Source organism: Streptomyces sp. NPDC091292 (assembly GCF_044757265.1).
Taxonomy (GTDB): domain Bacteria; phylum Actinomycetota; class Actinomycetes; order Streptomycetales; family Streptomycetaceae; genus Streptomyces.
The window spans coordinates 588917-610949 of the sequence record NZ_JBIVUQ010000002.1 but is presented as its reverse complement, the minus strand read 5'-3'; the positions used below and the strand labels follow the sequence as shown (position 1 = coordinate 610949).

General features: G+C 72.8%; 21 protein-coding genes. 3 read left to right on the top strand and 18 right to left on the bottom strand.

From position 1 onward, the window contains the following. Positions 1 to 6: 6 nt before the first annotated feature. Both ACIQNU_RS10800 and ACIQNU_RS10795 read right to left on the bottom strand, forming a co-directional pair. A complete protein-coding gene (locus tag ACIQNU_RS10800; protein ID WP_401363944.1) occupies positions 7 to 651 on the bottom strand; it encodes a TetR/AcrR family transcriptional regulator in 645 nt (214 codons plus the stop codon). A gap of 96 nt (positions 652 to 747) precedes the next feature. Continuing rightward, a complete protein-coding gene (locus ACIQNU_RS10795) occupies positions 748 to 2007 on the bottom strand; it encodes an epoxide hydrolase family protein (protein ID WP_401363941.1) in 1260 nt (419 codons plus the stop codon). Between the two features lie 311 nt (positions 2008 to 2318). Between ACIQNU_RS10795 and ACIQNU_RS10790 the strand changes: the two genes are divergently transcribed. After that, positions 2319 to 3302: an MsnO8 family LLM class oxidoreductase gene (locus tag ACIQNU_RS10790; RefSeq protein ID WP_401363938.1), complete on the top strand. Its 984-nt coding sequence runs from the start codon at positions 2319 to 2321 to the stop codon at positions 3300 to 3302. A gap of 225 nt (positions 3303 to 3527) precedes the next feature. On the opposite strand, the gene ACIQNU_RS10785 is transcribed toward ACIQNU_RS10790, so the two are convergent. The 13 genes from ACIQNU_RS10785 to ACIQNU_RS10725 form a co-directional block, all read right to left on the bottom strand. Next, complete coding sequence (locus ACIQNU_RS10785) at positions 3528 to 4619, bottom strand: MASE1 domain-containing protein (protein ID WP_401363935.1); 1092 nt, start codon at positions 4617 to 4619, stop codon at positions 3528 to 3530. A gap of 126 nt (positions 4620 to 4745) precedes the next feature. Continuing rightward, positions 4746 to 5573, bottom strand: a complete 828-nt coding sequence (locus tag ACIQNU_RS10780; protein ID WP_401363932.1) for a PP2C family protein-serine/threonine phosphatase — start codon at positions 5571 to 5573, stop codon at positions 4746 to 4748. A 103-nt stretch (positions 5574 to 5676) separates the two neighbouring features. Further along, positions 5677 to 6237 (bottom strand): flavin reductase family protein, encoded by a 561-nt coding sequence (locus tag ACIQNU_RS10775; protein WP_401363929.1) that lies wholly within the window; start codon positions 6235 to 6237, stop codon positions 5677 to 5679. Between the two features lie 37 nt (positions 6238 to 6274). Continuing rightward, complete coding sequence (locus tag ACIQNU_RS10770) at positions 6275 to 7093, bottom strand: alpha/beta hydrolase (RefSeq protein WP_401363926.1); 819 nt, start codon at positions 7091 to 7093, stop codon at positions 6275 to 6277. Continuing rightward, entirely contained in the window at positions 7090 to 8229 is a 1140-nt protein-coding gene (locus tag ACIQNU_RS10765) for an LLM class flavin-dependent oxidoreductase (RefSeq protein WP_401363923.1), read from the bottom strand. The genes ACIQNU_RS10770 and ACIQNU_RS10765 overlap by 4 nt, the downstream gene beginning before the upstream one ends. Next, a complete protein-coding gene (locus tag ACIQNU_RS10760) occupies positions 8226 to 9455 on the bottom strand; it encodes an acyl-CoA dehydrogenase family protein (RefSeq protein ID WP_401363921.1) in 1230 nt (409 codons plus the stop codon). The genes ACIQNU_RS10765 and ACIQNU_RS10760 overlap by 4 nt, the downstream gene beginning before the upstream one ends. Continuing rightward, positions 9452 to 10600, bottom strand: coding sequence for an ABC transporter ATP-binding protein (locus tag ACIQNU_RS10755; RefSeq protein WP_401363918.1), 1149 nt, complete (start codon positions 10598 to 10600; stop codon positions 9452 to 9454). Before ACIQNU_RS10755 ends, ACIQNU_RS10760 begins: the two co-directional genes overlap by 4 nt. Next, positions 10597 to 11673 (bottom strand): ABC transporter ATP-binding protein, encoded by a 1077-nt coding sequence (locus ACIQNU_RS10750; RefSeq protein ID WP_401363916.1) that lies wholly within the window; start codon positions 11671 to 11673, stop codon positions 10597 to 10599. The genes ACIQNU_RS10755 and ACIQNU_RS10750 overlap by 4 nt, the downstream gene beginning before the upstream one ends. Continuing rightward, positions 11657 to 12616, bottom strand: a complete 960-nt coding sequence (locus ACIQNU_RS10745) for an ABC transporter permease (RefSeq protein WP_401363913.1) — start codon at positions 12614 to 12616, stop codon at positions 11657 to 11659. The genes ACIQNU_RS10750 and ACIQNU_RS10745 overlap by 17 nt, the downstream gene beginning before the upstream one ends. Further along, on the bottom strand, positions 12613 to 13716 hold the full coding sequence (locus tag ACIQNU_RS10740) for an ABC transporter permease (RefSeq protein ID WP_401363910.1): 1104 nt from the start codon (positions 13714 to 13716) through the stop codon (positions 12613 to 12615). Before ACIQNU_RS10740 ends, ACIQNU_RS10745 begins: the two co-directional genes overlap by 4 nt. After that, positions 13713 to 15278 (bottom strand): ABC transporter substrate-binding protein, encoded by a 1566-nt coding sequence (locus ACIQNU_RS10735; protein WP_401363907.1) that lies wholly within the window; start codon positions 15276 to 15278, stop codon positions 13713 to 13715. Before ACIQNU_RS10735 ends, ACIQNU_RS10740 begins: the two co-directional genes overlap by 4 nt. Positions 15279 to 15829: 551 nt before the next feature. Continuing rightward, positions 15830 to 16774 carry a DsbA family protein gene (locus tag ACIQNU_RS10730; RefSeq protein ID WP_401363906.1) on the bottom strand — a complete coding sequence of 315 codons (945 nt, stop codon included), beginning with the start codon at positions 16772 to 16774 and terminating at the stop codon, positions 15830 to 15832. Beyond that, complete coding sequence (locus ACIQNU_RS10725; protein ID WP_401363903.1) at positions 16771 to 17193, bottom strand: RrF2 family transcriptional regulator; 423 nt, start codon at positions 17191 to 17193, stop codon at positions 16771 to 16773. Before ACIQNU_RS10725 ends, ACIQNU_RS10730 begins: the two co-directional genes overlap by 4 nt. 187 nt (positions 17194 to 17380) lie before the next feature. Between ACIQNU_RS10725 and ACIQNU_RS10720 the strand changes: the two genes are divergently transcribed. Beyond that, positions 17381 to 17920, top strand: coding sequence for a cupin domain-containing protein (locus ACIQNU_RS10720; protein WP_401363901.1), 540 nt, complete (start codon positions 17381 to 17383; stop codon positions 17918 to 17920). A gap of 167 nt (positions 17921 to 18087) precedes the next feature. Further along, on the top strand, positions 18088 to 18462 hold the full coding sequence (locus ACIQNU_RS10715) for a nuclear transport factor 2 family protein (RefSeq protein WP_401363898.1): 375 nt from the start codon (positions 18088 to 18090) through the stop codon (positions 18460 to 18462). Between the two features lie 35 nt (positions 18463 to 18497). Here the strand turns inward: ACIQNU_RS10715 and ACIQNU_RS10710 are convergent, their stop codons facing one another. The 3 genes from ACIQNU_RS10710 to ACIQNU_RS10700 form a co-directional block, all read right to left on the bottom strand. Next, positions 18498 to 19862 carry an NAD(P)/FAD-dependent oxidoreductase gene (locus ACIQNU_RS10710; RefSeq protein WP_401363896.1) on the bottom strand — a complete coding sequence of 455 codons (1365 nt, stop codon included), beginning with the start codon at positions 19860 to 19862 and terminating at the stop codon, positions 18498 to 18500. 163 nt (positions 19863 to 20025) lie between these two features. Beyond that, the gene (locus ACIQNU_RS10705; RefSeq protein WP_401363893.1) at positions 20026 to 20376 is read right to left on the bottom strand and encodes a UBP-type zinc finger domain-containing protein; all 351 of its coding nucleotides are present in this window, start codon (positions 20374 to 20376) and stop codon (positions 20026 to 20028) included. Between the two features lie 88 nt (positions 20377 to 20464). Beyond that, positions 20465 to 21973, bottom strand: coding sequence for an ATP-binding protein (locus ACIQNU_RS10700; RefSeq protein WP_401363890.1), 1509 nt, complete (start codon positions 21971 to 21973; stop codon positions 20465 to 20467). Positions 21974 to 22033: the final 60 nt, after the last annotated feature.

Below are 22033 nucleotides of genomic sequence, written 5' to 3'. Positions count from 1 at the left end.
CCCAGGTCAGGATGGGTCCGGCCGGGAGCGGTCGGCGATGAGGCCGCGTACCTCCGCCTCGGCGAGTGGCGCCGGAACGCCCGCGGCGATCAGCGTGACGACGGCCGCGCCACCGCCCTGGTCGTCCTTCCACGCTCCCGTGTTGACGCTCTCAAGGAGGGAGAGGACCAGGGCTTCCAGGGCGGCGCTGAGCACACCGGCGGGGAGGTGGTCGTGGAACACGCCCGCCCGCCTGCCGTGCTCGATGATGCGGGTGACCTCGCGGTGGGCCGGTGCCAGGATCTCCGTGACCCGTTCGGTGCCGAGGTCGTTGCGGGCCAGTGCGATCAGCATGCGGTAGCGGTCGCCGACCGGCCAGATCGTCAGGACGAACCGCCCGAGGGCGCGCTCGTCCGGCTCGTCCGGGACGCTCGCCTCGCTCACCGCGTCACGCAGCGCCTCTGCGGCCTCGTCGGCGAGCGCTTCGAGGAGGGCGAGCCGTCCGGGGAAGTGGCCGTAGAGGGTGCGCCGGACGACACCGGCGGCCTGGGCGACGTCCTCCAGCGAGACATCCGGGTTCCGGCCCAGCTCCTGCCGGGCGACGGCCAGGATGCGGGCCCGGTTGGACCGGGAGTTGCTTCGCTGGGGGACGCGGGGGGCGGGCTTGGTCACGGTTCACGTACCTCGGACGGCTCAGTACCTCGACGGCGGTGGTCGCGCCGCACGGGCGGTCCCGTGGGCGTGCGGCCCATTTTCCCATCCGGTGGCCTATCGGCCGCGCAGCTCCCGGAAGAACGCCCGCACGTCGGCGACGAGCAGGTCCGGCTCCTCCAGTGCGGCGAAGTGTCCGCCCCGGTCGAACTCCGTCCACCGCACGAGGTGGTTCGTCCGCTCGGCGATGTGGCGCAGCGGGATGAAGTTGTCCTCCGGGAACACGGCGAGGGCGGTGGGCGCCGTGGACGGCTCGGGCGGGGCGCCCCGGTAGTCGGCGTGTGCGCGTTCGTAGTAGATGCGGGCGGAGGAGCCGGCGGTGCGGGTCAGCCAGTACAGCATCACGTTGGTGAGGAGCAGATCGCGGTCGACCGCACCGCCGGGGCGCTCGCGTGTATCGGTCCACTCGTGGAACTTCTCGGCGATCCAGGCGAGTTGGCCGACCGGCGAGTCGGTGAGCCCGTAGGCGAGGGTCTGCGGCCGGGTGGACTGGAGGTCGGCGTAGCCCTGCCGGTCGCGGAGCCAGGCGCGGTGCCGGGCGTACGAGGCGTGGGCGCGGTCGCGTTCCGCGGGGGTCAGCGCGGCCAGGTCCTCCGGGTCCGGGTCCTGGGTCGCCCCGGCTCCCGGGAGCAGGTTCAGATGGACGCCGATGACCCGCTCGGGGTGGCTGCGGCCGAGTTCGCGGGAGATGGCGGCGCCCCAGTCGCCGCCCTGGGTGCCGTAGCGCGGATAGCCCAGGCGGTCCATGAGGACGGCGAACGCGGCGGCGACCCGCCGGTACTCCCAGCCGGGCGCCCGCGTCGGACCGGAGAAGCCGAAGCCGGGGATGTGCGGGAGCACCAGGTGGAACGCGTCGGCCGGGTCGCCGCCGTGCGCGCGGGGGTCGGACAGCGGTCCGGCGATCTCCGTGAACTCCGCGATCGAGCCGGGCCAGCCGTGCGTGACGATCAGCGGGGTGGCGTCCGGTTCCGGTGAGCGGAGGTGCGCGAAGTGGACGGTGGCGCCGTCGATGGTGGTCGTGAACTGGGGCCAGGCGTTCAGGCGGGCCTCGGCGGCGCGCCAGTCGTAGCGGTGGCGCCAGTGGTCGGCGAGGTCCTTGATGTGGCCGAGCGGAACGCCGTAGTCCCAGCCCACGCCGGGGAGTTCGTCGGGCCAGCGGGTCCGGTCCAGCCGGTCGCGCAGATCGTCCAGCTCGCTTTCGGCGATGTCTACGCGGAACGGGTGGATGGCGGGTGTGGAGGGAGTGTGCGTGGAGGGACTGTGCGCGGAGGGGCCGGGGCCACCGGAGGGGCCGGGATCATCGGCTGAAGTAGTCATCCCGGGGGATGGTAGGCGCGCGTCCGACTCGGAGCGTTCTCCTTTTATCGGGGCGTTGGCCTTTTCCGACGAGCCGCCCGCCCGTAAGCCGCGCCGGCCCGCTCGGGGGTCTGACGGGCCGGCGCGTGCATACGGGGAGCGCACACCGCCTTGAGCTGGTGCTTCGTCTCTTGGCTAGCCGCTCCTTCATGGAGCAGGATGGACGATACGGACGACGGGTTGCCTCTGCGGAGGGATCAGTTCACCCAGGGACCAACCGGCCGACGGCAGGGGCGACATGCTCCATTCGAGGGCGGTCCTATGATGGCCCGATGATCGATCTGCCGCTGTCGGTGCTCGAAGTCTCCATGGTCGAGGACGGCCGTCCCACCACCGAGGCACTGGCCAACTGTGCCGGAATCGCAGATGAGTTGGAGAGTCTTGGCTACGGCAGGATCTGGTTCGCGGAGCATCACCACTCCCCCGCGATCGGCGCCTTCCCGCCGGCGGTGATGACCGCGCACGTGGCAGCGGTGACCTCGTCCATCCGGGTGGGTTCGGGCGGTGTGCTCGCGCCGAACCATGCCCCGGTGATGGTCGCCGAGCAGTTCACGACGCTGGCCGGGCTCCACCCGGACCGTATCGACCTGGGCATCGGCCGCGGCCCCGGCACCTTCCACGAGGGCACCGCCCGTGGGCTGCGGCGGGGTGCGGGGCCGGTCACGGACGACGAGTACCGGGGGGACGTGGCGGCCGTACTCGGGTTGGTCGCCGAACTCCAGTTCGGCGCACTGCCCGAGCCATGGCTGCTGGCGTCGAGCGACGCCGGTGCCGAACTCGCCGCCGCACTGGGGCTGCCGATCGCCTTCGCCCACCACATCCGGCCGGACAACACGGTCCGGGCCCTCGAACGCTACCGGGCCGCCTTCCGCCCCTCGCGATGGGCCGAGGAGCCCCGGGTCCTGGTGTGTGTCCAGGTGGTGTGCGGTGAGACCGAGGAGCGGGTCGCCGCGATGGCACGCCCCATGGACGTCGTCAAGCTCGGCCTGCTCAAGGGGCACAGCGAAGAGGCGTTCCCCAGCCCTGAGGCCGCGGCGGCGCGACAGTTCACGACAGAGGAAGAGGATCTGCTCGCCGGATTCCGCGCCCACCAGGCCGAGGGCACACCCGACCACGTGGGCCGCCGGTTCGCCCAACTCGCCGACGCGACGGGCGCGGACGAGCTGATGATGGTCACGCCGGTCTACGACCTGGGCAACCGGATCCGCTCCTTCGAGCTGGTGAGCGAGCTGAAGGGCGACGGCACCGGCACCTGACCCGGACGGACCGGCGGAGAGACAGAGGGACAGACAGGGAGCTAGGCCGAACGACAGAAGACCCCGGCTGGACGGGGGAGACCAGCCGGGGTCGTTCGGGGGCGGGACAGCGGCGGGGCCACCGGGGGGCAGTGCCCCCGCCGTATCCACGTAATAGATGAACGATAAACCACAGCCGATTGTTCCGGCCCCCTTGTGCGCCCACGTGTGATCTGGGGCACCGCTTCAACGGGGCTCCCCCGCGTCTCCCGGCCCGCCTCCCGGCCCGTCCCCCGGCCAGCCCCCACGTCCGCCTCCCGGCCCGCCCCCCAGTTCCCGCCGCCCCCGGCGCGCGTCGCGCTCGGGCAGCGGCCATCTGTGCGTCGCCTCTCCCGGCGCCAGTTGGTCGACGACCTCGGCGAGTTCCCGGCACGCCTCCTCGATCCGCTGACGGGTCTCGTACTGCTCGGTGACGACGGCCGCGAGGAGCAGGCCGCTCAGCGCGAGCGTGACGTTGAAGGCTTGCAGGTTGATCATGATTTCGAGGCGACCGCGATGCGCGAAGGGGCCGACGGCGTCGACCGCCGCCACGGCGGCGAGCACGGAGATGAACAGGGCGGACAGTGTGCTCCCGACGAGCTGGAAACGCAGGGCCGCCCAGATCAGCAGCGGATACGCCAGGAAGAGCAGGCCGAGTGAGCTGCGGGTGGCGAACGGCGCCACGACCACCGTGCACACGACCAGGGCCAGCACCTCGCCCCAGCGTGCCGTGGAGCGCGGCCACCGTGCGTGCGTGAGCAGCAGCAGGACCGGCGTGACGACCAGGACGCCCATCGCGTCGCCCGCCCACCAGGCCGACCAGACGGCCCAGAAGTCCTCCGCCTCGATCTTGCCCGTGATGTACAGCACGCCCACCCCGGCGAGGGCGCTGATGAGCATGCCGACGAGCGCCCCGAGGAAGACCAGGGCCATGCCGTCCCGGAGCCGGTCCATCTCCTTGCGGAACCCCGCCGCACGCAGCAGCAGGTAGGAGCAGATCGGGGCCAGGGTGTTGCCGATCATGAATCCGAGAATGTTCAGCTGGAGCGGGCTGATCGAGATGATCACCAGGAAGGCGCCGATGGCGATGCCCGGCCAGCAGCGCAGCCCCAGCACGAGCAGGGCGGCGAGCGCGATGCCGGTGGGCGGCCAGATCGGGCTGACGACGGACTCCTCCACCACGAGCGACTTCAGCAGACCGAGCCGGCCTCCGGCGTAGTAGCAGGCGGCGACGGCGATGATCTCCAGGACCGTCCTGGCCGTTCGGCTGCTGAGCTGGGTAGGCACCACGCCAGCCATCAGACACCGGGGGCCCGCCCGGAACCCGGCAGGACACGCTCGGTCCCGGTCCGGTTCCCCCAGGTCACACGGTGCGACCCCGGTCGCACACCACCGGCGCGGGGACCCTGTACGGGCGCGTGGAGGTTACGCCGGACGGGGTGCGTCGTGGCAGATGACGAGTACGGCAGCGTCGTCCTCGTGGCCGACCGACGTGGCCAGTTCCATGGTGCCGGAGGCGAGGGCGTCGGCGTCCGTGCCCGCGGCGATCGCCTCCCCGGCGAGCCGTGCCACCTGGGCGAGGCCGTCGTCGACGCTGAGCGAGGGGCCTTCCACGACGCCGTCGGTGACGAGGACGAAGGCGCCCGCCGTGGAGAGGCGGTAGCGGGTCACGGGGTACTCGGCGCCCGCCTCGATACCGAGGGGCAGACCGCCCGCGTCGTCGACGACGCGGGACTGTCCCGCGGCGAGGGCCCGCACGGTCGGCACATGGCCCGCGCGGGCGGTCTCCAGCTCCCAGGTGAACGGGTCGAACCGCACCAGCGTGCAGGTCGCGAACAGGGCGCCGCCGAGTGACAGCACCAGATCGTTCGTACGGGCCAGCAGCTCGCCCGGGTCGCGGATGACCGAGGCGAGCGCGCGCAGCCCGACCCTTACCTGCCCCATGAACGCGGTGGCCTCGATGTTGTGCCCCTGGACGTCGCCGATGGAGAAGGCGAGGCACCCGTCGGGCAGCGGGAAACCGTCGTACCAGTCGCCGCCGACGTTGAGTCCGGTGTCGGCGGGGCGGTAGCGGGCGGCGACGCGCAGGCCGGGGACGACGGGGAGGTCGGCGGGGAGCATGTCCCGCTGCAACGCGAGGGCCAGCTCGATCCGGGCCCGCTGGAGTCCCGCGCGCTCCCTGGCCTCGGCCGTCAGCGAGCCGAGCCTGGCCAGAAGGTCGTCAGGGCTCTCCGCGGGGCGGTTCCACGCCATGAATCAACTCCGCCGCACATCGGGTCCGAGCACTGCCGACCGGGCGCCGGCGCCCGGTGCTGTCGCGCCGCCGCAGCGGCTCGGACCTCCCCATTCTAGTCGTTCAACCCTTTCGTGTGATGAGTCCGTCTTGCTCTGAATGCCGGGAATCCGCAGGTTGGGCGGGGAGGCGGGTCGCCGCCGCGAAGCCGCCGTCGTGGTGGACGAGGGCGGTGGTGTGGTCGTGGACGGCGCCGGATTCGACCTCGCCGACGACGAGCAGATGGTCGCCGACGCGCTGGCGCAGGGTGATCCGCGCGGCGAGCCAGGCGGCCACGCCGTCCAGGACGGGCAGGCCGTCCGGCTCCGGCGTCCAGGGGATCCCGGCGAACCGGTCGACGCCGCTGCGGGCGAACTGCCCGGCGAGGTCCGCGTTGCCGGTGCCGAGTACATGGACGGCGAAGCGTTCCGCGTCGCGTACGGCGGGTGCGGTGGACGCGTCGATGCCGACGCAGAAGGAGACGAGGGCGGGTGCCAGGGACACCGAGGTGAACGAGGTCGCGGTGAATCCGGCGGGCCCCGGCACGGTGATCACCGTGACCCCGGACGCGTGCCGCCGCAGGGTCCGGCGGAGGATCACGTCGGCGGCGGGTGCCTGCGGCCGTCCGGTGGAGAGCGTCGTCATGCGGCTTCCCTTCAGGGCGTGGTCGGAAGGTGGGCGGTCAGGCGAACGGGTCGGTCTCGACGGTGAGGACGGGCCGCAGGTCCGGGTCGGCGCGCAGCCGTTCCAGCCACAGGACGACGGTGGCGGCGGTGGAGCGGTGGGTGGCGTCGTTGAGGACGTCGTGCCGCCCGTCGTGCAGCAGCCCGAAGGCCGCCCGGGGCAGCCGTGCGGCGAGATCACGCACCGGAGCGGCGGGCGTCAGCGGGTCGGCGGCGCCGTGCAGGACCAGCACGGGCACATCGGGCCGCACGTCCGGCCGCAGGTGCGGTGGTACGGGGGTGTCGAGCCGGCCGCGTACGAAGTCCGGGTCGTCGGTGAGCCGCGCGCGGTGGGTGGGGCACGCGGTGCGGGCGTCGAGTTCGCCGTCCCAGGTCCGCTCGGGGGACGGTGCCCGCCGGACGCGCGCGCCGGGTGTGGGAGGGAGGGCGGTTCCGGCGGCGATGACGCCGTCCGGACGGCGGCTCGGGTCGCCCGCCGCCGCGAGGTGCAGCGCCTGGAGGGCTCCCGTGTCGCTGCCGACGAGCACCACGGGGGCGACGGCCGCTCCGCCGAGGGCGGTGGTGACGGCGGCCCGCAGAGCGTCGGGCCTGTCGTCGGGGGTGGTGTCGAGTGCGTGGACGACATAGCCGTCGGCGGCCAGGCGGCGCCCGAAGCGCTCGTACACGAGGGCGTGTTCGCCGCGTCCTGGCAGGACGACGAGGGTGCCGCGCGGTGCGATTCCGGCGGGCGGCTGCCAGGTGTGCCCGCGCGGGCGGCCGACGGGTGCGGAGGCGTGGGGTACGGGGGCGGTGTCGGTGTCGGTGTCGGCGTGGGTCATCGGGTGCTTCCGGCGGGGGTGCGGGGCGCGGTGGTGGCGGCGCGGTGGGCGAGTTCCTGGCGGACGAGCGGCAGCAGGTGGCGGCCGTAGTCGACGGCGTCGTCGAGCGGGTCGTAGCCGCGGATGAGGAGGGTGGTGGCGCCGATGTCGACGTAGTCCAGGAGGGCTTGGGCGACCGTCTCGGGGGTGCCGACGAGTGCGGTGGTGTTGCCGCCGGCGCCGGTCGCGGTCGCGGTGGGGGTCCACAGGGCCCGGTCGTGCCGGTCCGCCTCGGCCGCGGCGGCGAGGAGGCGCTGTGAGCCCGTGTTCTGGGGTGCGGCGCCGCCGGTGTGGTGGCGTGCCTGCTCGAAGAAGGGGCGGCCCGCGCCGGACTTGATGGTGTCGAGGATGCGGTGGGCGCGTTCCCAGGCGAGTTCTTCGGTCGGGGCGAGGATCGGCCGGAAGGAGACGCTGATGCCGGGCGGTTCGGCGCGGCCCGCCGCCTCGGCCGCGGCGCGGACGGACGCGATCTGCTCGGCGGTCCCGGCGAGCGGTTCGCCCCACAGCGCGAAGGTGTCGGCGTGCCGTCCGCCGACGCGGTACGCGGCATCGGACGATCCGCCGAAGTACAGCGGAATCCCGGATGCGCGGTACGGCAGGACGCCGGGGGCGTAGTCCTCGAAGCGGTAGTGGCGGCCTTCGTGGCTGAAGGGCTCCGGGGACGACCAGGCGCGGCGCAGGATGCCGAGGTACTCGTCGGTGCGGTCGTAGCGCTCCTCCTTGGCGAGGTAGTCGCCGTCCCTGCGCTGCTCGGCGTCGCTGCCGCCCGTGATGGTGTGCACGGCGACGCGGCCCCCGGTGAAGTGGTCGAGGGTGGCGAAGCCGCGGGCCGCGAGGGTGGGCGCGATGAAGCCGGGCCGGTGGGCGACGAGCAGACCGAGGCGTTCGGTGTGCGCGGCGACATGGGCGGCGACCTGGAGGCCGTCGGGCCGGGTCGAGCTGTAGCCGATGAGGACCCGGTCGAAACCGGCGTCCTCGTGGGCGCGGGCGAAGCGGGTCGTGTACGCGGCGTCGATGACGGGCCCCGTCGGGGGCCGGGTCTCGGAGGCGTCCTGAGTGCCGATCATGCCGATGAACTCGACGGAGGGGGTGGTCATGTCGGGGTGCCTTTCGGTGCGGAGGGGTGGTCGTCGGTGGCCTGGAGTGCGTCGGGGGCGGCGCGGCGGCGGGCGAGGGCTGCTCTGCCGACGGCGGTCAGGACGGAGTCGTCCTGCGGTGTGTGGACCCGGGCGCACAGCACGTCCCGGTAGTGGCGTTGCAGCGGGTTCGCCCGGCTCAGCCCGTGGTTGCCGGTGAGGGCGAGGGCCTGTTCGACGGCGCCGATCGCGGCCCGGGTGCCGAGCACCTTGGCGGTGCCCGCCTGTTCGGCGGCGATCGGGTCGCCCGCGTCGACACGGGCCGCGAGGGATTCCACGAGTACGGTGGCGCCGGTCAGCGCGGCCTCGATCTCGCCGACGGCGGTCTGGAAGCGCGGCAGGGTGGCGAGGGGCGCGCCGAGGGCGGTGGGGACGCGGGTGTGGAGGAATCCGGTCAGCCAGTCGCGGGCCGCGCCGGCGACGCCGAGGTAGAGGGCGGTGAGGCCGAGCGCGTTCCAGGCGCCGGTGACCGGGTCGGGGCGGGCCCCCGGGGTCTCGCCCGTCGCGATCCGCAGGCCGATGACGTCGTCGGCCGGGACGCGGACGCCGTCGAGTACCACGTCGTCGCTGCGGCTGGCCCGCAACCCGATGTGGTCCCAGGTCGGTTCGGTACTCAGCCCCGGCGTACCGGCGCGGACGACGAACGAGCCGACGCGGACGGGGTCTTCGTCGGTGCGGGCGAAGACGAGCATGCGGCTCAGGCCGACGGCTCCCGTGGAGTAGATCTTGCGGCCCGTCAGCAGCCAGTGGTCCCCGTCGCGGCGCGCGGTCGTGGCGGGCAGCCCCCCGCGTACCGGACTGCCGAGTTCGGGTTCGACGCGCAGGCCGTTGACGAGGGCGGGCCCTTGCGCGGCCTCTCGGAGGAAGGCGGTGTAGGAGGCGGTGGGCCAGCCGGGGGTACGGGCCTCGGTGCCGTGCACGAACAGGGTCATCGCGGTGACCAGCGCCACGGCCGGGTCCCCGGCGCCGAGCGCGGTCAGGATGCGGACGGTCTCGGCGAGACCCGCACCCGGCCCGCCGTACCGGTGCGCGACGGTGGCGGTGAGCAGCCCGGCCTCCTGAACCAGGGCGAACCCTTCGGTGGGGAAGGAGCCGTCGCGGTCGTGTACGGGGGCCCGCGCGGCGAGGTCCCGGGTGATCGCGGGGAGCCGGTCGAGGTCGAGGGGCGGCAGGCCGGCGGCGGTCATGCGGGCACCACGGGGTCCTGCTGCGCGAGGCGGTCGCGCCAGGTGTCGGCGTGGTGGCAGGCGACGCTGTGGGTGGTGTCGGGGTTCTCGGCGTACTCGGGGTTCTCGGCCGTCTCTGACGTCTCTGCCTTCTCCGCCTTCTCCGCCTTCTCCGCCTTCTCGGCGCGCGGGGTGTCATCGCACGTCGGGTCGGCGAAGCGGCAGCGTGGTGCGAACACGCAGCCCGCGTCCGCCGGCCAGGGCTCACGCCCGTCCGGGACCCTCAACTGGGCGAGCGGCAGCCTGTGTTCCGGGCGCACGCTGGGCGCCGACGCGGTGAGCAGGGCGGTGTACGGGTGCCGGGGGCGGCCGAGTACGGCGGCGGTCGGGCCCTGTTCGACGAGCCTGCCCCGGTAGAGGACGGCGACCCGGTCCGCGATGCCGGCGAGCGAGCTGAGGTCGTGCGAGATGACGACGACGGCGAGACCGAGTTCGCGGCGCAGCCGGTCCAGGAGGCCGAGGACGAGATTGCGGTTGGAGGCGTCCAGGGCGCTGACGGGTTCGTCACTCAGCAGCAGCCGGGGCCGGGTGACGACCGCACGGGCCAGCGAGACCCGCTGACGCTGGCCACCGGAGATCTGCCCGGGGGTACGGGAGCCGAGCGCGGTGGCGTCCAGACCCACCAGGGCCAGCGCCTCGTCGGCCCGGTCCTGCCGCTCCGCCCGGCTCAGCGCACCCACGGCGGCAAGCGGCTCGGCCACGATACGGCGCACCGTCAGATCCGGGTCCTGCGACCGCAACGGATCCTGGAACATGTACTGCACGCCGCCCGAGCGCCGGAACGCCCGCAGCTCGCGGCGGCGCAGCCCGGTGAGTTCGCGGCCGTCGAAGCGGACGGTGCCGGCCTCGGCGCGCACGAGGCCGACGGCGGCGCGGGCCAGGGTCGTCTTGCCGGAGCCGGTCTCACCGATGAGGCCGACGATCTCGCCGGCCCGCACGGTCAGGTCGACATCGGCGAGCACCCGGGTCCGGCCCGCCGCACGGCGGGCGGTGGCCCGACGCCCGTACGACACACTCAGCCCGCCGATCTCCAAGAGGGCCGGGGAAGAACCGGTCCGGGCATCCGGTACGACGCGCGGATCGGTGGCGGCGGGGACGGCGCTCATACGGTGGCTCCTCGCGCTGCCGTGGCGGGTACGGGGAATGACGGTTCGGTCAGGCGCAGGCAGCGGGCGCGGCGGCCGTCCGCGCGGCTGTGCAGGGCGACGGGCGCCTCGGTGCAGGCGGCGGTGGCGTAGGCGCAGCGGTCGGCGAAGCGGCAGCCGGGGAGTTCGGCACCGGTCTCGGGCGGCCGGCCGGGAATGATGTCCAGGTCGCGGCGGTCCCAGTCCCCGATGGACGCCACCCTGAGCAACGCCTCGGTATAGGGGTGGGCGGGGTCGGCCAGGACGTCGGCGGTCGGTCCGTCCTCGACGATCTCGCCCGCGTACATCACCACCACCCGGTCGCAGCTCTCCGCGACGACGGCGAGGTCGTGCGTGACGAGCAGCAGGGCGAGCCCGCGCTCCGCACGGAGGGTTCGCAGGAGTTCGAGGATCTCCGCCTGGACGACGACGTCGAGCGCGGTCGTCGCCTCGTCCGCGATGAGCAGTTCGGGCTCGCAGGAGACGGCGATGGCGATGAGGACGCGCTGGAGCATGCCGCCGGAGAGTTCGTGCGGGTACTGGTGGTACACCTCGGCCGGTTCGCGCAGCCCGACGGCGGCGAACAGGTCGACGGCGCGGGTGTGTGCGGCGGACCTCGACAGGTCCCGTGCCACGCGCAGTTGCTCGGCGAGCTGGCGCCCGACGGTGAGGGACGGGTTGAGGTACGAGGCCGGGTCCTGGAAGACGGCGCCGACACGGCTGCCTCGTACCGTGTTCCATTCCTTGCGGGTGAGCGCGGTCAGCTCGACCGGTCCGGCGCCGGCGGTCGTGTCGCCGAGCGTGACGTTTCCGGCGGTGACGTGGCAGCCGGGCGGCAGGACGCCGAGCACCGAACGGCAGGTCAGGCTCTTGCCGCTGCCCGACTCGCCGACCAGTCCCACGGCTTCGCCGCGCGCGAGGCGCAGCGACACCTCGCGGACCGCGCGGACGGACCGGACGGCGCTGCCGATCGAGACGTCGAGCGCGTCGACGGTGAGGACGGGCGGGGGCGGGGCGGCCCCGGTGCTGCCCTGCTGTTCAGACGGTCGCGACACGGCCCTCGGCCTCCTCTTCCTCGGGTGCGGTGGGTGGGGGCGGGGTGGGTGTCCGCGTGAGGGCGGGGCGCTGCCGCACAGCCGTCACGTCGCCCGCGGGGACGGAGATGCCCGGGTCGCGACGCGCGACCGGCGCGCCGCCGTCCCGTATCGCGTCGGCGAGGAGGTTGAGGGCGCCGACCGTGATCATGATCGCGATGCCGGGGATCAGCGGTGCCCAGGGCTGCTGGGCGAGATAGCCCAGGTCGGAGGCGAGCATGCCGCCCCAGGTCGGTGCGGGCGGCTGCACGCCGAGGCCGAGGAAGGTCAGCGAGGAGACCACGAGCAGGGCCTGACCGACCGTCTGCGCGGTGGTGACGGCGATGGTCGGCAGGACCTTGCCCCAGACGTGGGTACGCAGGATCCACCACCGCGACGCACCCATCAGCTCGGCCGCCTCGACGTACTGGGCCTGCTTGAGACCGAGGGCCGCGGCGCGGGTGACCCGGAAGTAGAGGGGCGCGAAGAGGACGCCGAGGGCGAGCATCGCCTGGTGCATGCCGTTGCCGAGGGCGCCGACGACGGCGATGGCGAAGACCGTGAACGGCATGATCATCAAAGTGTCGGCGGCCCGTTGTGTGGTCCATTCGACGGTCCTGCCGAGCCAGACGGACGCGAGCCCGGGGACGATGCCGATGACCATCGCGGCACCGACCGACTCCAGGGCGCCGACGAGCGAAGGCCCGGTCCCGGCGAGGAGCCGGCTGAGGACGTCACGCCCGAGGTAGTCGGTGCCCAACAGGTGCTGGGCGCCCGGACCTTGGAGCATGTCGGCCGGGTGCTGGGCGAGCGGGTCGGCGGGGGCGACGGCGCCGCCCGCGACGGCGAGGAAGGCGACGAGGGCGAGCACGGCCAGCGCGAGACGCGCCGTGCGGAGCCTCCAGGTGCGGCGGAGAACCCTCATACGGCGGCTCCCCGACCCGCCGCCGTGTCGCCGGTCCCGCGTCGACCCGTATCGCCCGTCCCACGGGCGCCCCCGGTGCGGCGGGCGGCCGGGTTGAGTGCGGCGAGCGCCGCGTTGACGGCGATGTTGGCGACGAGCACGACGACGACGGTCACGAGAAGCGTGCCCTGGATGACGGGGATGTCGTGCTGTTCGGCAGCCTGGAGGGAGAGTTGGGCGATACCGGGCAGGTTGAAGATCTTCTCGGTGACGACGGCGCCGCCGAGGATGACGGGGACGCTGACGCCGAGGACGGTGAGCGCGGGTCCGGCGGCGTTGCGCAGGACGTGCCCGAACAGGACGCGCCGGGCGGAGAATCCGCGCATCTCGGCGCCGGTCACATAGTTCTCGCGCAGGGCCCCGACGAGTGAGGTGCGCAGTTGCCGGGCGATCGAGGCGGCGGCGTCCAGGCTCAGCGCGAACGCGGGCAGGATCGCGTACCGCAGCCACTCCCCCACACCCGCGCCGATCGGCTGGTAGCCGCCGGTGGGCAGGGCGCCGAACTGTACGGCGAACACGACGATGAGGACGATGCCGATGAGGAACGGCGGCAGGGTCGCGAGGACCGAGCAGACCAGCGTCACGGTCCGGTCGATCGGGCCGCCGTTGTCGAGGGCGGCGGCGATGCCCGCGCCGCCGCCGATGAGCACCGCGAGGAACAGGGCGAGACCCGCGATGGACAGATCGACGGGCAGGGCCTGCGCGATGCTGTCGGCGACCGGCACCCCGGTGAACCAGGAGACGCCCAGGTCGCCGATGACGGCGTTGCCGAGCCACGTCACGTACTGCACGGGCAGGGACCGGTCGAGGCCGAACTGTGCCTCCATCCGCGCGATGTCGGCGGGGGTCGCGAGGTCGCCGAGTACGGCGGCGGCCGGGTTGGCGTCGGAGAGCGCGCCCAGCGCGAAGGTCAGCAGGGACGCGAGGAGGAACACGGTGACGGTGACCGCGGCGACCCGTCCGAAGGACCGGGGAGCGGCGGCGAGCCGGCGCGGCCCCCGCCCGGCCGGTCGCCGCTCCTTCACGAGAACGCCCTCCTGACTGCTGCGGGCCGTACTCATGAGACGGAGACCCCCTCGAACCGCTGGACGACCGTGTACGCGGGAATCTCGGAGACCTTGGGGTTACGGGCCAGGATGCGCGGCACGGTGTAGAGGAAGACGTTCGGCATGGTGCGTACGGCGATCCCGGTCGCCTTCTGAAGCACCTCCGGGTAGCGGGGCGAGTCGAGCGGGGTGCGGCGGACCACGTCGAGCGCGGCCTCCAGTTCGGGCGGTGACGTCCGCCCCGGGTTCATCAGCCCTTCCTTGCCGAAGAGCACCTGGAACGCCTGCGTCGCGGAGTCGCGCCCGGCGAACTGGTCGACGTACAGGGACTTCGCACGCTGGATGTACACGATCTGTGTGGCCTGGTCGGCGGGGACGGTCTCGATGGTGGCGGTGACGCCGACCTTCTTGAGCTGTGCCTGGATCAGTTCGGGGACGCCTTCGCCCTTCTGCGCGGAGAGCGTGATCTTCAGCCCGTCGGCGTGCCCCGCCTTGGCGAGCAGTTGCCTGGCCTTCTCCGGGTCGTAGGGGAACAGGGTGTCCAGGGTGTCGTCGTGACCCGCGTACCCCTTGGGGAAGGGCTGGCGGGTGACTTCGCCGTAGCCGAACGAGGCGGTCTTGAGGAGTTCTTCGCGGTCGACGGCGTACTTGAGCGCGAGGGCGACGTCCGGGTCGGTGAAGGGCTCGCGGCCGATGTGCACGTCGAGGACGGCGACGACCATGGACGGGATGACCTGGACTTCGAGCCCTGCCGCCTTGGCGGCCTCGACCTGGCTGCCGGGTATCTGGGCGACGTCGTACTGGCCCGACTTGAGGGAGGCGACCACGGTCGACGGCTCGGGCAGCGGGTACAGCTCGAAGTTCGGGACCTTGATCTGCCCCGCGTCCCAGTAGGAGGCGTTGCGGCGCAGGACGGCCTTCGCGTTCTGCACGTAGGAGACGAGGGTGTACGGGCCCGCGCCCGCCGGTTTGGTGGCGAGTCCGGCCGCGTCGGCCTCGAACACCTTCGGGTTGACGACCATGCCGGTCTTGCCCGCGAGGAGGGCGGGTAGCTGGAAGTCGGGTTCGGCGAGCCGGAGTTCGACGGTGTGCGCATCGAGTGCCGTCACCTTCCGCACCCCGGTGAGCTGCGCCGCGATCAGCGACTTCTCGTCGTCGCGGCCCCGCTCGATGCTCTTCTTCACGGCGGTCGCGTCGAGCGCGGTCCCGTCGCTGAACTTGAGGCCCGTGCGGAGCGTGAAGGTGACGGTGGTGCCTTCGGTGTCGTACGTCCAGGACTTGGCCAGGGCCGGTACGGCTTCGCCGCGCGGGTCGAGCTTGGTCAGGCCCGCGTAGACGAGGGACAGGGCGTGCACGTCCCAGCCGGCGGACGAGGTGACCGGGTCCCATGAAGTCGGCAGGGCCCAGCCCCATTTGAGCGTGGACTGCCCCGCTCCGGTGGCCGATGTGGAGCCGCCGCCGCAGGCCGTGAGGGCGACGGCGGCGCCCGCGCCGAGCGAGAGTCCGAGGAAGGATCTCCGGCCGAGTGCGGCGGTGAGGGGCGGCGTGGGCGTGGAGGTGGTGAGGGGCTTGGGCATGGCTGCGCACCTTTCTCGGCCGCGCCGCCGCACCCGGGTACGGGGCACTCGGGTACGCGGGCGGGGCCGTGGGACGCCCGGTCGGCGGTGGCGCGGGCGGAGGACGTGACGACGGGGCGGGGGGTGGCGAACGGGGTGGATCAGCGGGGAGTACAGGGATGGATCCGCGGGGATCCGGGGGTGCGGGAGCGCTGGTTTCGGCCAGGCGACGACCGCCGGTGACGACGTGCGTGCGTGACGAGGAACCGGACCGTCAGGAGGATGGGCGGGCGCCGCACGGAAGGGCGGCGGGTGCGACCGTGTGCGAGGGGTTACCGGGCGCCGGGGCCCTCAGGGCGCGGAGTGTCGGCGCCGGGACTCCGTCAGGGACGGGTCAGCGACAGAGTGCGCTGGAGGTGCGCCGATAGTCCACGTAGCGGCAGACCACGCCGGGGTGCATCGCATGCATGTCCCGTATCCTCACGGCCCGGCACCCGCCCTGTCAATGGACACCTCTTGGTGTCTCATTCATCGAGACCCCGGCGACCTGCGTGTTTACGGACGGGACGGCATCAGGCGCGCGTCGCGGGGTGGTGGCGCGCCTCTTCCGGGTGCAGCCACAGAGGTCCGTTCCCGGTCTCGACCCGGACGGCGCCGGACGGCGGCGCGAACTCGCCGGTGAGGAGCGCCAGTTCGGGGCCGGTGAGGGTGTGCCACCGCGCGAGGGCCGCTCCCGGGGACAGCGTTCCGGGACGCGGCAGCGGGCCGCCCGCCACCGCCTCCGCGGCCTCGATGTACGCCTCCAGCGGCTGCCATCCGGGGACACATTTCCGGCCACCCGGCCCCTCGAACAGCACGGTCGGCAGGGCGTACCGGTACCGGTCCCCCACCTCCTTGGCGCGCCCCGGATGCGGTCCCGGTCCTTCCAGGTCGAGGACGTCGGCGAGGGGCGCGCGGGTCTCGGCCCAGTCCGCCCCGACGGCCTCGCGCGCCTCGGCCGAGCCCAGTGCGGTGAGCAGCCGGGGCAGATCGAGTCCGGGGATTCCGCGCAGGGCGTCCTCGACCCCGTCCGGGGTGTCCGCCGGGGCGCCGAGCACGAACGTCGTCTCGCGCAGCCGCCGCAGGACCCGCTCGGCCACCTCGCCGCCCTGCGCCCGCGCGGACTTGGCGGCGAGGGACGCGGGCCAGCTCGTACGGGTCAGCCAGTGCAGCCGGGGCGCGTACGGCGCGCGGGTGTGCTCGGCGACACCCCGAACGAAGCCCTCATACCAACGGGCCTCCGCGTCCGCGTCGGGTGCCGGGTCGTCGTCCTCGTCGAAGAGGATCCCGAACACGCGGCGCCATCGGACGTACGGGTCCCAGGTGTGCCGGAGCAGCCGGAAGACGGGTTCGGCACCCCACGCCCAGGGGCAGGCGGGGTCGGTGAACTCCGTTACCCGCAGCGGTGGTTGACGGTCGGCGGGCGGGCCGGACACCGCGGGCGCGGTCGGGCGGGGGTGGGGCGCGGGCGTGCTCATGCCGGGAGGGCCGCGGAGCCCCGGCGCGAGGCGAGGTCCCCGATGGTGGTGCGTGCGAGCCGGGTCTCGGCGGCCGACTCGACGGCCCGCCACAGCTCCGCGACGCCCTGGGCGGCGCCCGGGTAGTCGAGGGCGCCGGGCCGCTCGCCGCGTACCGTGAAGAACTCGCCGTCGACGGCGGTCATGACCTCGGCGACCGTGATGGACCCGGCGTCACGGCCGATCCAGTAGCCGCCCTCGCAGCCGCGCTGACTGCGCACCAGACCGGCCGAACGGAGATCGCGGAAGACCGACTTGAGGAAGCGGAACGGGATCTCCTGAGCGGAGGCTATGCCCTCACAGGTCAGGGGCCGCTCACTGTCGGCGGCCAGCTCCACCAGGGCCCGCACCGCGTAGTCCGCCTTTGCAGAGATCTGCATGTGCACCGTCTTCCCGAAGGGTCCGTCCACGGCCGTTGTTCCCGCCCGAGGGCGGCAAAGGGCCAGCCCAGGCGTAATGGACACATCTTGACATCCATTCGCCGCGCTCTCTACCGTCGGCGTCAGGATCTTCGGCGTCAGGATCTCGCGTACGCCCCCTCTTTCCAGCCCGGCCCCGACGAGCAGGATGCCCATGGCCCCGCACACCCCGCCCGAGTCCGCACCCGACCGGGACGCCTTCCACCCCGACCTGCCGGACCACGCCCACGACCCGGCGCGGAGCCGGCTCCCGCTCCGGGCGCGGCTGCACCACGTCCGGGCGGACGCCCTCGACGGCGACACCGCGCAGACCGGTGGCATGCGGCGGTTCGCCGCGATCAGCGGGAGCACGGTCGGCTCCGAGCGGATCTGGATGGGCCAGACCCATGTCGCGCCGGAGACCTCCTCGTCCAACCATCACCACGGCGAGTCCGAGACGGCGATCCATGTGGTCAAGGGCCACCCGGAGTTCGTGTTCCTGGACGACTCCGGCGGCACACCCGAAGAGGTCCGCATCCGCACCGCGCCGGGCGACTACATCTTCGTCCCCCCGTACGTCCCGCACCGCGAGGAGAATCCGAGCCCCGACGAGGAGGCCGTCGTGGTGATCGCCCGCAGCACGCAGGAGGCGATCGTGGTCAACCTGCCCGAGCTGTACGTGCTCGGCGAGCCGCCGCACGAGGACTGACCTGTTACCTGTGCCCTTGCCTGTGCCCCTGCCTGCGGATCGCGGTCATTACCTGCGACGTAATCGACCCTTTCCGCACGGCCCGGCATCGTTGTGGTCACCGGAATCCGGGAGCACGACTTCCGGACTCCGGTCCTTCCGACCGTGCCGACGAAAGGCCGATGACCATGTCCGAGAACCGTTACGAGACCGCCGTCGCCCGCTACTTCGACGCCTGGAACGCCACCTCACCGGAGGACGTGGCCAAGGCCGTCGCCGTCGCGTGGACCGAGGACGGCGGCTACACCGACCCGCTGGCCGATGTCGCCGGGCAGGACCAGATCGCGGCGGTCATCGACGGCGCGCACCAGCAGTTCCCCGGCTTCACCTTCCGTCCGCTGGGCGCGGTCGACGGGCATCACGACCTCGCCCGCTTCGGCTGGGAACTGGTCGACCCGGCCGACGGCTCCGCGCCCGTCGCGGGGTTCGACGTGATCACGCTGGCCGATGACGGCCGCATCCGCTCGGTGCACGGCTTCCTGGACCGGGTGCCGACCGCGTGACTCAGAAGCCGAGGTGACTCAGGGGCCGACGCGTCTCAGGAGCTGAGGGCGCGCAGTGCGGCGGTGTGGCCCCGGACCTGTTCCGGGGTCAGGTACTCGTCCGTGTACTCGAAGTCGCGCAGGGTCGCGGGCTTCTGGGACTGGAAGCCGGTTCGGACGAAATCGTCGCCCGCGACCGCGTTGAGCACCCAGTTCGTCATCACCCGTGTCTTGGCGACATTGGTGCGCAGCGCCGACCAGTGGTAGCCGCGGGCGACGATCTGGGCGGGCAGTCCGTGCAGTTCGATGCCGAGCGGCCGGGACACGGCGTCCTTGCCACCGAGGTCCACGACGAGCCCGAGGTCATGGTGTTCGTAGGGCCGGGTCGGCCGGTTCCGCAGGGTGGCGATGACGTTGTCGGCGACCGTCCGGCCCTGGCGCATGGCGTGCTGCGCGGTCGGCGGGCAGACCGCGTCGCCGCCCTTGGTCAGATCGGGCACGGCTCCGGCGTCGCCGAGTGCGAAGACGCCGTCGAGTCCGGGAATGGTCATGTCGGGGGCGACGACGAGCCGGCCGTGCACCGTCTCGGCGTCGAAGGTGTGGACCAGCGGGCTCGCCACGACGCCCGCCGTCCAGATCAGCGTCCGGCACGGCACGACGCGCCCGTCGGTGAAGGTCACCTTGTCGGCGCCGGCCTCCGCGACGGACACCCCGAGCGAGACCTCGATGCCGCGCCGGCGCAGAATCCCGAGGGCGACCGAGCCCAGCTTGTCGCCGAGTTCGGGCATCAGCTTGGGGGCGATGTCGATGAGGTGCCACTTGATCTGGCGGGGGTCGAGACGCGGGTAGCGCGTGAGCGCGCTGGTGGTGAGGCGCTGGAGGCCGGCTGCGGTCTCGGTGCCCGCGTAGCCGCCGCCGACCACGACGAACTGGAGCCTCGACGCGCGCTCGTCCTCGTCGTGGCTGGCGTCGGCGATGTCGAGCTGCGCGATCACGTGGTCGCGGATGTAGGCCGCCTCGGCGAGGGTCTTCAGACCCCGGGCGTACTCGTTCAGACCGGGGATGTCGAAGGTGCGGGTGACGCTGCCGGGGGCGAGGACGATGCGGTCGTAGGGCTCGTCGACCGTCTCTCCCGTGATCTTGCGGATGACACAGATCTTCGCCTTCGGATCCACCCCGATGGCACCGCCCGGGATGATGCGGGTGCGGTGCTTGCCGCTGCGGCGCAGGGACACGGCGATGGACTGCGGGGTGAGGATGCCCGCCGCCACCTGGGGCAGCAGGGGCAGATAGAGCTGGTACGAGAACGGCGTGACCAGCGTGATGTCCGCCTCGCCGGGGGCGAGCTTCCGCTCCAGGCGCCACACGCACTCCACCCCGGCGAAGCCTGCGCCCACCACGAGAATCCTGGGTCGTGCCACGGTGTCCGTCCCTTCCTGGGCCTGGGCGTGGGCCTGGGCCTGCGTCCGCGGACGCCTGCGCGTATGCCGCGTACACCCCGGTTTCGGCGTTCCGTACGTCCATCTTTGTCAACGCGGCGCCGGGCCGCCCGTCGGGCGGCGCACCCCGGAGCGCTGCGGCGGGTCAGTGCAGCAGGTCGGACCAGTTCGCCGGGACGCGGTCGGCGGGGCCCGGGACGGGCTGGTCGGCGGGGTGGCTCGCGGGCGGGGCCAGGTCGGGACCGGACTCGTACATCTCGTCCCCGTCGTAGCTCCAGAACCAGCTCTCGCCCGGTTCGTAGCTGCGCATGATCGGGTGCCCGGTGGCGCGGGCGTGGCCCGTGGCGTGCTGCGCGGGTGAGCTGTCGCAGCAGCCGATGTGTCCGCACTGCGCGCAGCGGCGCAGATGGAACCACCAGCCGCCGCCGGCCTCGCAGTCGGCGCAGCCCGGTCCCGACGGCGGGACGGACGGGTCGATTCCGTTGACAGCGTTCATGATCACTCCCGGTGGACGGTGGCCGTGTTCACTCCGGTGGGAAGTCCTTCACTCCGGTGGGATGTCGTTCGCTCCGGTGGGATGTCGTTCACTCCGCCGACAGGTCCGGCGGCTCCGGCTGGTTCTCGGGCTCGGGTGCGGTCAGGGGCAGGCGGACCCGGAAGCGGGTGTCGCCGGGCACGGACCGTACCTCCAGGTCGCCGTGGTGTTTGTTGACGACGATGCGCCAGGAGATGTCCAGGCCGAGGCCCGTGCCCTCGCCGACGGGTTTCGTGGTGAAGAACGGGTCGAAGATGCGGTCACGGATCTCTTCGGGCACCCCGGGCCCGGTGTCGCCGAACTCGACCAGCAGCCGGTCGCCGTCCCGCGCGGTGCGGACGGTGAGGGTGCCGTCGGACTCGGAATCCGACTCGGCCCCGGACTCGGGGGCGGGACGGCCGTCGTTCATCGCGGCGACCGCGTTGTCGATCAGGTTCGTCCAGACCTGGTTCAGCTCGCTCGGATAGGCCGGGATCCTCGGCAGGGTGCGGTCGTACTCCTTGACGACCTCGATGCGGGGGCCGATCTTCCCGGAGAGCATCAGCAGGGTGCTGTCCAGGAGTTCGTGCACGTCGGCGACCTGGTACGGGGCGCGGTCGAGCTGCGAGTACTGCTTGGCCGCGTTGACGAGATGCGAGATGCGGGTGGCCGAGTCCTCGATCTCGTTCATCAGGAGTTCGGTCTCGACGGTGTAGTTCAGCCAGCGCACGGCGCCTTCGAGGGTGCCCTCGTCCACGTCGGCGGCGACCCGGTCCAGCCAGTCGGTGTCGAGCCCTGCCTGCACGAAGGTCGGCGCGAGCTGCCAGCCGCCCTCGATGCCGTGGTCCTCCAGCCAGTCCGCGAGCGCGTCCTCCCGGTCGGTGGCTTCCAGGGGGCTGAGCGTGGCGGCCTTGGCGACCAGGTCCGCGGTGCGTTCCTGCACCTCGATGAGGGTTTCCAGGGACCCGCGCTGATACGGTCCCGCGGCGATGGCGCCGAGTTTGTGCCGCATCCCGGCGACCCGTTCGCGCAGCGCCGAAGTGGCCCGTACCGCTGCGGCGGCGGGGTTGTTCAGCTCGTGCGTCAGCCCGGCGGACAGGGAGCCGAGGGCGAGCAGCCGCTCCCGCTGCCCGACGGCGCGCTGCGTCGACCGGTTACCGAAGAACAGCCCTTCCAGCAGATGCACGGCCATCGGGAACCACTCGCGCATGATCTCGGCGAAGCAGTCCGCGCCCAGGACGAAGAACCGCGACGGCTCGGTGACGCGCAGCGAGCTGTTGTAGACCTGTGGCACCCGGTCGCCGAGGTAGGACTGGAAGGCGCCCGCGTACACGCCGGGGCTGGAGGTGCGGGTGACCTCGATGTCGTCGGCGCCGACCCGGCGGGACATCACGACGGTGCCTTCGAGGAGGACGTAGAAGCAGGTGGCCTGCTCGCCCTCGCTGTAGACCGGCCCTGTGTCGTACCACTCGACGCGGCCCTCGTGGCACAGCCGGTCCAACTGCTCGGGCGCGAGCTTCTCGAACAGGAACAGGGAGCTGAGTTCCCGCTGGCTGCACACTGCCGGCTGTCCGCTCATGGCAACTCCAGACCGCGGCTCGTCACGGCTCCGGTCCGCTGTCCACGACACGGGTCCAGT